Consider the following 13,194-nt stretch of genomic DNA (forward strand, 5'->3'; position numbering starts at 1 on the left):
CTCGCCAGCATCCGTTCGGGTCGAGGGCAGCGCCGCGACGGCCGGCGCGGCCGCTGCGTCGGCACCCGCGGTGACCTCGGCCCAGGGCCGCACGCCGGCGCTGGCCGCCGACGCCACGCCCTCGCAGAACACCTTCGGCAGCTGGATCCGTCGCCAGGGCGGCGCCGTGGCCGTACCCGCGAGCCGGCCCGCTGCGCCTGCCCCGGCGACACCTGCCGCAACGCCCGCGAAGGCGCCGCCCGCGGCGGAGCCATCGGCCGACGCGCCCGCCCCGGCGCAAGCGCAGGAGGACACCCGATGAGGGATTTCCTGCGCTGGCTGCTGGAGATGCTCGGGCGGATCACCCGCACCGTCGACTGGCCTCTGCTGCTGGCGCTGGGCGCGCTGATGGGCTTCGGCCTGGCGGTGCTGTACAGCGCCGGCGGTCCCGGCAATGGACCGGCGCTGGTGAAGGCGCAGGGCGCGCGCTTCGCGATCGGCCTGCTGGCGATGTGGGGCCTGTCGCGGATCCCGGTGATCCGCCTGCGTGCCTGGTCGCCGGCGGTGTACGCGCTGTCGCTGCTGCCGCTGCTGGCGGTGCTGCTGGTCGGCACCGGCAAGCACGGCCGCCACTGGCTCAACCTGGGCGTGTTCTTCCTGCAGCCGTCGGAGCTGCTGAAGATCACCCTGCCGATGATGGTGGCCTGGTACCTGCACCTGCGGCCGCTGCCGCCGCGGGTGGGCACGGTGCTGGTGGCCGGCGTGCTGATCGCGGTGCCGACCGGGCTGATCCTGCTGCAGCCGGACTTCGGCACGGCCATGCTGATCGCCAGCAGCGGCGTGTTCGCGCTGCTGCTGGCCGGGCTGCCGTGGTGGTGGGTGGGCGTGGGCGTCGGCGGCGTGGCCGCGGTGGCGCCGGTGGCCTGGTTCTGGCTGCTGCGCCCGTACCAGAAGGACCGCATCCTCACCTTCCTCGAGCCCGAACGCGACCCGCTGGGCACCGGCTGGAACATCATCCAGTCGAAGATCGCGATCGGCTCCGGCGGCCTCACCGGCAAGGGCTGGGGCGAGGGCAGCCAGGCCCACCTGAACTTCATCCCCGAGCAGACCACCGACTTCATCTTCGCCGTGCTCAGCGAGGAATTCGGCTGGGTCGGCGTGGCCACGGTGCTGGCGCTGTACCTGTTCGTGGTCGGGCGCTGCCTGTGGATCGCGGTGGAAGCGCGCGACGGCTACGCACGCCTGCTGGCCGGTTCGCTGGGCCTGGCCTTCTTCGTCTACGTGCTGGTCAACGGCGGCATGGTCTCCGGCCTGCTGCCGGTGGTCGGCGTGCCGATGCCGCTGCTCAGCTACGGCGGTACCTCGGCGGTGTCGCTGCTGGCCGGGCTGGGCCTGGTGATGGCGGTGCGCACCCACCGGCCGGTTCACGGCTACCGCTGAGCCGCGCCACGTCGCGCGGCGACGCTGAACGCCGCGGAAAACGCGGTTCCGCGCCCCTGCGGGCGATGCTAATCTGCCGACGATGATGAAGCCCGCATTGACTGGCCTGCTCGCCCTCGTCCTGTTCGGCTGCGTGCCGAAGGACGCGAAGCTGGCGTCTCCGCCCGCGTCCACCCCGGTTCCCGCGCCCGCATCGGCGCCGGTGCCGGCCGAAGCCGCGCCCGAGAACGCCGCCGCGCCCGCGGTGGACCTGACCCCGGTGCCGTTCGAGACCGCGCGCGCGCAGTTCATCCGCGACACCTCCGCGCGCTTCGGCATTCCCGCCGCGGAGATCGAGGCGACGCTGGCGAAGGCGAATTTCCTCGACAGCGTGGTCGCGGCGATGTCGCGCCCGGCCGAACGGGTCAAGCCGTGGCATGAATACCGGTCGATGTTCATCACCCAGGCGCGGATCGACGGCGGTCGTGCCTTCCTGGCGAAGAACCGCGCCGCGCTGGAGAAGGTGCAGGCCGAAACCGGCGTGCCGGCCGAGGTGATCGTGGCGATCATCGGCGTGGAGACCAGCTACGGCGGCAACACCGGCCGCTACTCGGTGCTCGACGCGCTGTACACCCTGGCCTTCCGCTACCCGCGCAGCGGCGATCCGGCGAAACTCGAGCGCGAGGTGCGCCGCGAACTGTTCTTCCGCGACGAACTGGCGCAGCTGTTCGCGCTGGGCCGCGAGGAGAAGCTGGACATCACCACACTCAAGGGCAGCTACGCCGGGGCGATGGGCCTGGGCCAGTTCATGCCTTCGAGCTACCGCCAGTTCGCCGTGGACGGCGACGGCGACGGCCGCCGCGACCTGTTCAACAGCCTCGACGACGTGTTCGCCTCGGTCGCCAACTACTTCGTGAAGAAGGGCGGCTGGGTCGCCGGCGGCCCGATCGCGGTGCCGGCCACCCTGGCCGAAGGCCGCGAGCCGTTCAATCCCGAGGACTGGACGCCCGAGCACAGCCTCGAATCGCTGGCCGCGCGCGGCTACACCGCCCGGCAACCGGTGCCGGGCGGCGCCACCGCCACCCCGGTGTCGCTGGAAGGCAGCGCCGGGCCGCAGTACTGGCTCGGCTTCCGCAACTATTACGCGATCACCCGCTACAACATCTCCAAGATGTACGCGATGGCGGTGTTCCAGCTGTCGGAGGCGATCGCCGGCCGCGAGCTGCCACCGGCATGAAGCGCTGGCTGCTGGTGCTGCTGGTCCTCGGCCTGGCCGCCTGCGGCAGCGCGCCGAAGAAGGACGGGCACGGGCGGGCGCACGGCGCGGCGGTATCCGGCCACGCCAGCCATGGCGCCACCGCGGCGCTGCCGCCGGGCTGCACCGGCGTGTCGCCCTACAAGCCGGCGGAGGAGGATCCTTCGACCCGTGGCGACTATGTCGCCGGCGGCCTGTACAAGCCGGGCGTGAAGGACACCACGCCGGACTACATCCCCAACGTCGACTGCATCCCCGAGCCGCTGGTCGTGGCCGAGCCGCGCTCGCCGGTCGGCAACCGCTCGCCGTACACCGTGCTGGGCAGGCAGTACCACGTGATGGACCGTCCGCGCGGCTATGTCGAGCAGGGCATCGCCTCGTACTACGGCGCCAAGTTCCACGGCCGCCGCACCTCCAACCAGGAGGTGTACGACATGTACGCCTTCACCGCCGCGCACAAGACCCTGCCGCTGCCCAGCTTCGCCCGGGTCACCAACCTCGACAATGGCAAGTCGGTGGTGGTGCGGGTGAACGACCGCGGTCCGTTCCACGACGGCCGGGTAATCGACCTCAGCTATGCGGCGGCGGTGAAGCTGGGCATCGTCGCCCGCGGCACCGGCCGGGTCGAGGTGCGCGCGCTGGAACCGGGCGACGAAGGCAACCCGGTCGCCGCGTCGCCGGCCGCGTCCGGCCCGGCGGCCGGTGCCAGGGGCGCGGCGGTGACCTCGCCGGCGACCCCGGCCACCGGCCTGGACCAGCTGGTGCAGGCGCTGCCGTCGACCACGGGCAGCTTCGCCCAGGCGCCGGTGTCGGTCACCCCGGTGGCGAAGGTCGAGGTCGCCACGCCCGCGCCGGCCACGGCCGCCGCAGCGGCTCCGGCGGCCCCGGTTTCGTCCGGCCAGGTCCTGCAGGTGGCCAGCTTCTCCAGCCTGGACAACGCCCGCCGCGCGCTGGAACGCCTGCTCGCCGCCGGCATCGCCGGGGCCCGCCTGGACGACGTGGTCGCCGGCGGCCGCCAGATGTGGCGGCTGCGGGTCGCCGCCGGCAGCGACGACGCCGCGGAACTCGCCGGGCGCATCGCCGGTCTGGGTTTCGGTGCGCCGCAGCTGGTCCGCGAATGAGGCCGCGCCGGGGCTGCCGATTACAATTCCTCCCTTGCGCCGCCATCTTCGCCGGCGCCCTGTCCGTCCTGCCGGCCCCGTTGCCGGCCCAGCTGGAGTCCCCGTCCGCATGAAGTTCCGTCCCGCCACTGGCGTCTTCGCCGTCGCGCTGGCCTCGACGTTCGCCGTCGGCCTGGCCGTCGCCCAGGCGCCGGCACCGGCCCCCGCACAAGCCGCCGCACCCGCCGCCGTCGCCATCCCCGCGGCGCCGGCCCCCGCGAAGTCCACCGCCTGGCTGGTCATGGACTACGCCACCGGCCAGGTGCTGGCCGGCGAGAACGTCGACGCGCGCGTGGAGCCGGCCAGCATCACCAAGGTGATGACCGCCTACGTGATCGCCGCCGAGATGGCCGCCGGCAAGGTCAAGCCCGACGACCAGGTGCTGATGAGCGAGCGCGCCTGGCGCGAGGGCGGCGCCCGCACCGACGGCAGCTTCAGCGGCTTCCCGGTCAACCAGCGCGCGCCGCTGGTGGACATGGAGAAGGGCATGGCCGTGCAGTCGGGCAATGACGCCGCCATCGCCCTGGCCGAGCACGTCGCCGGTACCCAGGAGGCCTTCGCCGACCTGATGAACAGCTACGCGGCGAAGATCGGCATGAAGAACAGCCACTTCGTCAACGCCCACGGCCTGTCGGCGCCGGAGCACTACAGCACCGCCCGCGACCTGGCCCTGCTGGGGCGCGCCTTCGTGCGCGACTACCCGGAGTCCTACGCCTACAACAGCATCAAGGAGTTCACGGTCAACGGCATCACCCAGCCGAACCGCAACCTGCTGCTGTGGCGCGATCCGAGCGTCGACGGCATCAAGACCGGCCACCATTCCGGCGCCGGCTACTGCCTGATGAGCTCGGCCAAGCGCGGCGACCAGCGCCTGATCGCGGTGGTGATGGGCGCCGGCTCGGAGAAGCAGCGCGCCGACGACAGCCTGGCCCTGCTCAACTGGGGCTTCCGCTTCTACGAGACCCACAAGCTCTACGAGCCGGGCAAGCCGGTGGCGCAGCTGAAGGTGTGGAAGGGCAAGGCCGGCCAGGTCCAGCTGGGCGTGGCCGAGCCGCTGCTGGTGAGCGTGCCGCGCGGCCGCTACGCCGAGCTGAAGCCGAGCATGGAGGTGCCCAAGTCGCTGGTGGCGCCGATCGCGGCCGGCCAGCAGATCGGCACGGTCAAGGTCGCCCTCGACGGCCAGGTCCTGGCGCAGGCGCCGCTGGTGGCGGTGTCGGCGGTGGAGGAGGGCGGCTTCTTCAAGCGCCTGTGGGACGCGTTCTGGATGTGGTGGGAGTCCGAGTAAGCGGCTCCGCCCCTCCGTGCAGTACCTCCGACAGCCGGCGCAAGCCGGCTGTCGTGTTTTCCGGCCCTGGACACCCCTGACCAATGGCCGGGTGTCGAATGGCCGGGTGCCCAGCCCATTCGCGTGATCTATGATTGCCCGGCGAGGGGAAGGGATGGCCTCGATGGATCGGTGGCCGCGGCGACCCGTCGCTATACCAAACCAGAGTGGGGAAAATCGACATGCGTAAAGGGAATTCCGGGGCGGTCGCCTCGGCCGTCGGGCTGCTCGCCGTGATGCTGTGCGTGGCCGGCCCGGCTTCGGCCCAGCGCCAGAGCGCGCAGGAGCAGCGCAAGCAGCAGACCGCGCAGATCCCGGTGTGCGCCAAGCCGCTGGGCACCATCTCGGTGATCGAGCCGGATGATGCGGTGAACTGGTGGACCGGCCAGCAGCTGCCGGCGCCGTCCAAGCTGATCAAGGTCTTCGTCAACAAGTCGCGCTGCTTCACCCTGGTCGACCGCGGCGCCGGCATGGCCGCCGCCCAGGCCGAGCGCGCGCTGGCCTCCGAGGGCGACCTGCGCCGCGGCTCCAACATCGGCAAGGGCCAGATCAAGGCCGCCGACTACGTGATGATCCCGGACCTGGTCTCGACCAACAGCAACGCCGGCGGCAACGCCATCGGCGGCCTGATCGGCGGCCTGGTCGGCGGCAACGCCGGCGCCCTCATCGGCGGCCTGAACTTCAAGAAGAAGACCGCCGACGTGGTCCTGACCATCACCGACGTGCGTTCCTCCGAGCAGGTGGCGATGGCCGAGGGCAGCGCCAAGAAGACCGACATCGGCTGGGGTGCCAGCGGCGGCCTGTTCAGCGGCGGCGGCTTCGGCGCGGCCGGTGCCGGCGGTTACGCCAACACCGAGATCGGCCAGGTCATCACCCTGGCCTACCTGCAGGCCTACACCGACATCATCGAACAGCTGGGTGGCCTGCCCGACAACGCTTCGGAGGCCAACGTCACCCAGGCGCTGCGCGTGACCAAGCCGGCGCGCCTGCTGGCCAACTCGAAGGGCTCCGGCAAGGCGGTGCGCGAGCTGGATCCGGGCATGCTGCTGTATCCCACCGGCGAGAAGGACGGCCAGATGTGGGAAGTGGAGGACGAGCTGGGCAACAAGGGCTGGGTCAACTCGGCGATGACCGAGCTGGCGAAGTAGGCCCGCGCCAGCGGTATACGACGAACGGGGCGGCGTGGTGCCGCCCCGTTCGCGTTTCCGGCGAGGGTGCCGCTCAGAGCATGCGGCTGATGGTGAAGCTGCCGTATACCGGCCGCTCCTTCTGGCCTTCGAATTCGCGCGTGCCGTGGTAGCGCGCCAGGGCGAGCTTCCAGCGTCCACGCGTCACCGCCAGGCCGTATCCGATCTCGCCGACCAGCGGCTTCCTGTCGACGCTGTGGCTGCGGCGGAAGGTGTTGCCGTCCAGGGTGATGTCGCGCAGCACCCAGCGCGCGTCGGAGGTGAGGAACATGTGCGCCGACCAGCCCGGATGGCGTCCGCGGGCGGGCGGGGCGGTGTTCTCGCCGGCCGGGCGCAGCGGCGTGCTGCCGAAATCGTCGGGCAGGCGCCAGCCGAAACGCACCTCGGCGCCGGCGTTGGCGTGGGTGCTGAGGTTGCCGACCGCCCCGCCCCAGTGGGTGATCGCATCCCAGCCCCAGCCGTTGGCGTTCGTATCGGCATCGCGCGGCCAGCGGCGCATGCGTTCGTGCACCAGGCGCACCACCGGCTCGTTGCGCAGCTGGTTGTCCCAGCCGAGGAAGCGCTCGCTGCCGGTGAGCTTGTGCACGGCGTCCTGCACCTGGCGGCCAAGCGCGGCCGGGCCGACCACGCCTAGCTGCAGCTGGGTGGTGGCCAGCTGCGAGTCGTTGCGCGCGTTGTAGCCGAAGCTGGCCAGCAGTACCGCCGCGTATGGCCGGTCGTCTCCGACCAGGTCGCGGCGGGTGTAGTCGGTGGGCGTGTAGATCTTCTGCGCGACCGAGAAGACCATGTTCTGCTGGTCGAAGCGGCCCGGCTGCAGGCGTTCGAGGTGGCGGTTGGCCCAGCGCGCGAGCCGCGGCAGGCAGGGGTCGTCGGTGTAGTCCTTCAGGTTCGGCGACACGAAGGTCAGCTGCGCGCCGTTGGTATAGCCCTGGTCCTGGCCGCCGAACAGGTCGTTGTCGACGCGGAAATTCACCGCCGGCGGGGTCTGCCGGAGCACGTTGTCCTGGCAGCGGTCGGCCGCGTGCGCGGGGAGGGTGGCGGCCGCCAGGGCCAGGGCTGCCAGGGGATGGCGGAAAACAGGTGGCATGTGGTGGGGATTCCGTGGGCGCGCAGCGCGCGGAGCGGGGCAGACCATGGGGGAGTGGGCGGGGTGCCACCAGCCCGCCGTGCGCACCGCTGCGTTTCATGCGGTGGCCGACCGCCGGTCGCAGCGGGGTTGGGTTTGCCGGGAGGCGGCCCGATAATGCCGCAATGGAAATCCGTTCTGACAATCCCGAGCACGGCTTCCAGTTCCCGGGCACCTTCGAGCTCAGCGCGATGGGTGCGGCCGACAAGGGGCTGGAGACCGAACTGCCGAAGCTGCTGGGCGAGGCCGGCGTGGAAGTGCTGGAAGAGAGCATCCAGTGGAAGCACTCTTCCAACGGCAAGTACGTGTCCGTGCGCTTCGGCTTCCGTGCCGAAAGCCGTGAGCAGTACGACCGCGCCCACCAGGCGTTGCGCGACCACCCCGAAGTGAAGTGGACGCTGTGAACGCGACGGCCTGCCCTGCGCCGCGGGATGGCGCGAGCGATCCGGCGCGCGCGCGCGCGCCGTTGCCGGCGACGGTGTTCGACCTGGGACGGCAGCCCTACGAGCCGGTGTGGCGGGCGATGCAGGCCTTCACCGATGCGCGCGGCGAGGACACGGCCGACCAGCTGTGGCTGGTCGAGCACGAGCCGGTCTTCACCCTGGGCCAGGCGGGCAAGCCGGAACACGTGCTGGCGCCGGGCGGGATCCCGGTGCTGCACGTGGATCGCGGGGGGCAGGTGACCTACCACGGGCCGGGGCAGATCGTGCTGTATCCGCTGCTGGACCTGCGCCGTATCGGGATCGGGGTGCGCGAATACGTGTGCCGGATCGAGCAGGCGATCATCGACACGCTCGACGAGTGGAATGTCGGTGGCGAACGCAGGGAAGGCGCGCCGGGCGTCTACGTCGGCGGGGCCAAGGTGGCGGCGCTGGGCATCCGCGTGCGCCGCGGCTGCACCTTCCACGGGCTGGCCTTCAACATCGGCATGGACCTGGAGCCGTTCCACCGGATCAATCCCTGCGGCTACCAGGGCCTGCAGGTGACGTCGCTGCAGGACCTTGGCGGTCCGTCGTCGATGGACGCGGTCAAGCCGGTGCTGCTGGAGCAGATCGCGCGGCAGTTCGGCCTCGAACTCCAGGCGCGCGACGGGTTGCCGGCGCAGCTGGCGGGCTGACGGTCGCTCGCTGTTGTTCCCGTGACAGCAGCAAGGACAACAGCAACAGCAACAGAAACGGCAAAAGCAACGGCATTGGGTTGAGCGGGCTTCGGACGGAGCCGCGGCAGCGCGGGGGTACGCCGCATCGCGCGGTTCCGCGTCCGCGCAGGGACTGAAGGTGGGCGCCGGCGCCGTCTGGCGCGTCGCCACGCGCCAGCGCCCTGGACGCATCGTTCAGCGAGACGCTTTTTCGCGCTACCGCGTCTTCCGGCACGTTTGGGTCGTGGCTTCGTTGCTGATCCCTTCTTCCAGAGGGAGACAGGCCGGGGGGAGAGGGTCGGTTGCCTGCAGCCGGCCCGGTCGCAGGTGGCGCGCTTGCGCCCGCGAGGCCCGGCCGACACCTTCACGCCCGGCGGGGCGAATCGCCGTCCCTAGCCGTTCCATCCACCGCCACGCCCCGTTTCACCCCCGTAACCGGCCGTGCCGGGCGCCGGGGGCGCCTGCGGCCTACAATAGGCGCCATGAGTACGCCCGCCCCCCGCACGATCCCGCTCCAGGTCCTGTCCGAGAACGCCGCGTCGGCCGCGCCGCTGGAGGCGGGCGCCAAGCAGCTCGGCGGCGACAAGATCGGCCGTTCGCCGGTCCAGTTCGCCGATGCGCCGGTGCTGCGCAAGCCGTCGTGGATCCGCGTGCGGATCCCGTCGGGCAACGCCGTGCAGAACCTCAAGGCCAAGCTGCGCGAGAACCGCCTGGTCACGGTCTGCGAGGAGGCCAGCTGCCCGAACATCCACGAGTGCTTCGGCCACGGCACGGCGACCTTCATGATCCTCGGCGAGGTCTGCACCCGCCGCTGCTCGTTCTGCGATGTGGCCCACGGCCGCCCGAAGCCGCCGGATCCGAACGAGCCGGCCAGCCTCGGCAACACCGTGGCCGACATGGGCCTGAAGTACGTGGTGGTCACCAGCGTGGACCGCGACGACCTGCGCGATGGCGGCGCCCAGCACTTCGTCGACTGCATCACCGCGATCCGCGAGCGCTCGCCGGGCACCCGGATCGAGATCCTGACCCCGGACTTCCGCGGCAAGGGCCGCATGGAGCGGGCGCTGGAGATCCTGGCGCAGAACCCGCCGGACGTGTTCAACCACAACATCGAGACGGTGCCGGACCTGTACCGCAACGTGCGCCCGGGCGCGGACTACCAGTGGTCGCTGACCCTGCTCAAGGAGTTCAAGGCCCGGCATCCGTCGATCCCGACCAAGTCCGGGATCATGCTCGGCCTGGGCGAGACCCTGGAACAGGTGCAGGCCACCCTGCGCGACCTGCGCGCGCACGACGTGGACATGGTCACCATCGGCCAGTACCTGCAGCCGACCGTGCACCACCACCCGGTGCTGCGCTACTGGACGCCGGAGGAATACAAGGCGCTGGAGGCCTACGGTTACGAGCTGGGCTTCAGCCACGTCGCCTCCGGGCCGATGGTCCGTTCGTCCTACCACGCCGACCGCCAGGCGGCCGGCGCCGGGGTCGCGGCCTGAGTCCGGTCCCGGCCCCGGCGGTTCCGTTCACTTTTCCGTACGCCGCGGGAGCTAGCCTGCAGCTGACCGGCGGAAACAGGCCACGGCAACTTCCGGCACTGTTTCCCGGTCACAGCCCCCAGCAGCCTGTCCCGACCGGCCTGACGCCGGCCACGAGTACTCAATGAACCGCAGATTCGCCGCCCCCCTGCTTGCCCTGTTGCTCCTGTCCCCGCTCGCGCTGCTGGCGCGCACGGACGGCAAGGACCAGGTCGCGGTCGCGCCCACCGCGGACCAGGCCACCATTTCCAAGATGGTCTACGGCGTGCTGTCGGACAGCCGCCTGGCCTATCGCCCGCGCCCGGCCGACGACGCGCTGTCGGAAGACATCTTCCGCCGCTACCTCGAGGCGCTGGATCCGAACAAGCAGTTCTTCACCGCGGCCGACATCGCCCGCTTCGAGCCGTACCGGCACCAGCTGGGCAACGCGGTGCGCCAGGGCGATCCCTCGGCGGCCTTCGCCATGTTCGCCGTCTACCGCGAGCGGGTGGACCAGCGCGTGGCGCATGCGCGCAAGCTGCTGAAGCAGGACTTCGACTTCACCGGCAACGAGCGCTGGGAGTACGACCGCAAGGACAAGCCCTGGGCGCCGGATGCCGCCGCCCTGGACGACGTGTGGCGCAAGTCGGTGATGAACGACTGGTTGAGGCTGAAGCTCGCCGGCAAGGAGCCGGCCGAGATCCGCAAGACGCTCGACAAGCGCTACGCGCAGGTCTCCCGTTCGGTGGCCGAGCTCAAGAGCGAGGACGTGTTCACGCTGTTCCTCAACGCGTACACCGCCTCGGTCGATCCGCATACCGCCTACCTCAACCCGCGCAGTGCCGAGAACTTCAACCAGCAGATGTCGCTGTCGCTGGAAGGCATCGGTGCGCAGCTGCAGCGCCAGGACGATTTCGTGGTGATCCGCGAGATCATCCCCGGCGGCCCGGCCGCGCTGGACGGCACGCTCAAGCCCGGCGACCGCATCGTCGGCGTCGGCCAGGGCAAGTCGGGCCCGGTCGAGGACGTGATCGGCTGGCGCATCGACGACGTGGTCGGCAAGATCCGCGGCTCCAAGGGCACCCAGGTGCGCCTGGAGTACATCCCGGCCGAGAGCGGCATCGACGGCGGGCACCGCAGCGTGGTGCTCACCCGCGCCCGCGTGCAGCTGGCCGAGCAGGCCGCCAAGAGCAAGACCTACACGATCCCGGCGCAGAACGGCTCGGCGCAGCGCCTGATCGGAGTGATCGAGCTGCCGGCGTTCTACCAGGACTTCGAAGGCCGCCGCCGCAACGGCACCGACTACACCTCCGCCACCCGCGACGTCGCCCGCATCCTCGGCGAGTTCAAGCAGAAGGGCGTGGACGGCGTGGTCCTGGACCTGCGCAACAACGGCGGCGGCTCGCTCGACGAGGCGGTGCAGCTGACCGGCCTGTTCATCGACCAGGGCCCGGTGGTGCAGCAGCGCGAATCCGGCGGCCGCGTGCAGGTCTACAGCGACCGCAACCCGGGCGTGGCCTGGGAAGGCCCGCTGGCGGTGCTGGTCAACCGCGGCTCGGCCTCGGCCTCGGAGATCTTCGCCGGCGCCATGCAGGACTACGGCCGCGCCCTGATCATCGGCGAGACCACCTTCGGCAAGGGCACGGTGCAGAACCTGCTCGACCTGGACCGCTGGCCGGCCGCCGGCGAGGGCCCGCGCTACGGCCAAGTGAAGCTGACCATCGCCCAGTTCTTCCGCGCCGACGGCGGCAGCACCCAGAACAAGGGCGTGGTCCCGGACATCGCCTATCCGCTGAGCGTGGACGCCAACGAGTTCGGCGAGAGCACCTACGACAACGCGCTGCCGTGGACCCGCATCGCCGCGGTCCCGCACGCGCGCTACGGCAACTTCGCCCCGCTGCTGCCGCAGCTGCAGCAGCTGCACGCCCAGCGCATCGCCGACGACCTCGAGTTCCGCTGGTGGAGCGAGGACGTGGCGCACTATCGCGCCGAGGCGGCGAAGAAGTACCTCTCGCTCAACGAGGCCGAGCGCCGCGCCGAGCGCGACCGCCAGGAAGCCCAGCGCAAGGAGCGCCAGGCGATCCGCAAGGCCAAGGGCCTGGACCTGGACCCGCTGGCCGAGGACTTCGACGACGGCCTGACCGCCGCCGAGCGCGACGTGGTCCGCGACGCCGAGCGCGAGAAGGCCGCCGAGAAGCGCCCTGACCCGCTGCAGCGCGAAGCCGCCGCGATCCTGGCCGACGCCATCGGCCTGCTCGAGGAGGACCGCCCGCTGACCGCCCAGGTCCTGCCGAAGACCGCCTCGGCGATCCGCTGGGCCGAATGACCCCGGCGCCCTGACGCGACCTGGAAACGGCGGCCATCGGCCGCCGTTTCCCTTTGTGCTGCCCCGGGCCCGGCACCGACGGATCCGCCTCCCGTGGAGTCGGGCTTGCCCGGCTCCCACACCTGATGTCCCGACCGTCGTGAAAAGCAGCGGGGCAAGCCCCGCTCTACAACAGCGGCGCGGCCGATAGTCCCTCCCGCCGTGTGAGGGGGGCAGCGAACGAAGCCACGACCGGAACGAATCCGAAGACGCGGCATGACCGCCGCTACACCGGCGGCACCTCCAGCGCCAGCGTCTCCTTGACCTCCTCCATCACGATGTAGCTCTTCGACTCGCGCACGTGCGGCAGGGTCAGCAGGCTGCTGCCGAGCAGCTTGCGGTACGACGCCATCTCCGAGATGCGCGCCTTGATCAGGTAGTCGAAGTCGCCCGACATCAGGTGGCACTCCAGCACGTTCGGCAGCTTCAGCGCCGCCCGCCGGAACTCCTCGAAGATGTCGCCGGACTTGTAGGCCAGGCTGATCTGCACGAACACCAGCAGCCCCGCCTCCAGGTGGTGCGGGTTGAGCCGCGCGTAGTAACCCTCGATCACACCGTCGCGTTCCAGCCGGCGCACCCGCTCCGTGCACGGCGTGGTCGACAGCCCCACCCGCTCGCCCAGCTCGGTGAAGGAGATCCGGCCCTCCTGCTGGAGGATGCGCAGGATGTGCCGGTCGATGCGGTCGAGCTCGCGCTGGCGGGCCGGTCGGGGGCTGGGCATGGAAAC

The 13,194-nt window shown here is 71.0% G+C and carries 11 protein-coding genes; 9 read left to right on the top strand and 2 right to left on the bottom strand.

The annotated features are described in order from the left end of the window. Positions 1-297: 297 nt before the first annotated feature. From rodA to PSEJ35_RS0104500, 5 genes are all read left to right on the top strand, one after another. Positions 298-1,419 (top strand): rod shape-determining protein RodA, encoded by a 1,122-nt coding sequence (gene rodA / locus PSEJ35_RS0104480; RefSeq protein WP_028916753.1) that lies wholly within the window; start codon positions 298-300, stop codon positions 1,417-1,419. 82 nt (positions 1,420-1,501) lie between these two features. Then, a complete protein-coding gene (mltB, locus tag PSEJ35_RS0104485) occupies positions 1,502-2,635 on the top strand; it encodes a lytic murein transglycosylase B (RefSeq protein ID WP_028916754.1) in 1,134 nt (377 codons plus the stop codon). Continuing rightward, complete coding sequence (locus tag PSEJ35_RS0104490; RefSeq protein ID WP_028916755.1) at positions 2,632-3,774, top strand: septal ring lytic transglycosylase RlpA family protein; 1,143 nt, start codon at positions 2,632-2,634, stop codon at positions 3,772-3,774. The genes mltB and PSEJ35_RS0104490 overlap by 4 nt, the downstream gene beginning before the upstream one ends. A 109-nt stretch (positions 3,775-3,883) precedes the next feature. After that, entirely contained in the window at positions 3,884-5,098 is a 1,215-nt protein-coding gene (locus tag PSEJ35_RS0104495) for a D-alanyl-D-alanine carboxypeptidase family protein (protein ID WP_028916756.1), read from the top strand. A gap of 221 nt (positions 5,099-5,319) precedes the next feature. After that, a complete protein-coding gene (locus tag PSEJ35_RS0104500) occupies positions 5,320-6,285 on the top strand; it encodes a CsgG/HfaB family protein (protein ID WP_028916757.1) in 966 nt (321 codons plus the stop codon). A gap of 73 nt (positions 6,286-6,358) precedes the next feature. Here PSEJ35_RS0104500 and PSEJ35_RS0104505 read toward each other — a convergent pair whose 3' ends face one another. Beyond that, positions 6,359-7,411 carry a lipid A deacylase LpxR family protein gene (locus PSEJ35_RS0104505; protein WP_028916758.1) on the bottom strand — a complete coding sequence of 351 codons (1,053 nt, stop codon included), beginning with the start codon at positions 7,409-7,411 and terminating at the stop codon, positions 6,359-6,361. 164 nt (positions 7,412-7,575) lie between these two features. Between PSEJ35_RS0104505 and PSEJ35_RS0104510 the strand changes: the two genes are divergently transcribed. The 4 genes from PSEJ35_RS0104510 (at position 7,576) to PSEJ35_RS0104525 (ending at position 12,428) form a co-directional block, all read left to right on the top strand. After that, positions 7,576-7,854 carry a DUF493 family protein gene (locus PSEJ35_RS0104510; protein WP_028916759.1) on the top strand — a complete coding sequence of 93 codons (279 nt, stop codon included), beginning with the start codon at positions 7,576-7,578 and terminating at the stop codon, positions 7,852-7,854. A 62-nt stretch (positions 7,855-7,916) separates the two neighbouring features. Further along, the gene (lipB, locus tag PSEJ35_RS0104515; RefSeq protein ID WP_028916760.1) at positions 7,917-8,567 is read left to right on the top strand and encodes a lipoyl(octanoyl) transferase LipB; all 651 of its coding nucleotides are present in this window, start codon (positions 7,917-7,919) and stop codon (positions 8,565-8,567) included. A gap of 503 nt (positions 8,568-9,070) precedes the next feature. Then, on the top strand, positions 9,071-10,084 hold the full coding sequence (gene lipA / locus PSEJ35_RS0104520; protein WP_028916761.1) for a lipoyl synthase: 1,014 nt from the start codon (positions 9,071-9,073) through the stop codon (positions 10,082-10,084). Positions 10,085-10,247: 163 nt separating this feature from the next. Next, complete coding sequence (locus tag PSEJ35_RS0104525; RefSeq protein WP_028916762.1) at positions 10,248-12,428, top strand: carboxy terminal-processing peptidase; 2,181 nt, start codon at positions 10,248-10,250, stop codon at positions 12,426-12,428. Between the two features lie 265 nt (positions 12,429-12,693). Here the strand turns inward: PSEJ35_RS0104525 and PSEJ35_RS0104530 are convergent, their stop codons facing one another. Beyond that, positions 12,694-13,188 (bottom strand): winged helix-turn-helix transcriptional regulator, encoded by a 495-nt coding sequence (locus PSEJ35_RS0104530; protein ID WP_028916763.1) that lies wholly within the window; start codon positions 13,186-13,188, stop codon positions 12,694-12,696. Positions 13,189-13,194: the final 6 nt, after the last annotated feature.

Origin of the sequence: Pseudoxanthomonas sp. J35 (assembly GCF_000513995.1) — a bacterium.
Classification (GTDB): Bacteria; Pseudomonadota; Gammaproteobacteria; order Xanthomonadales; family Xanthomonadaceae; genus Pseudoxanthomonas.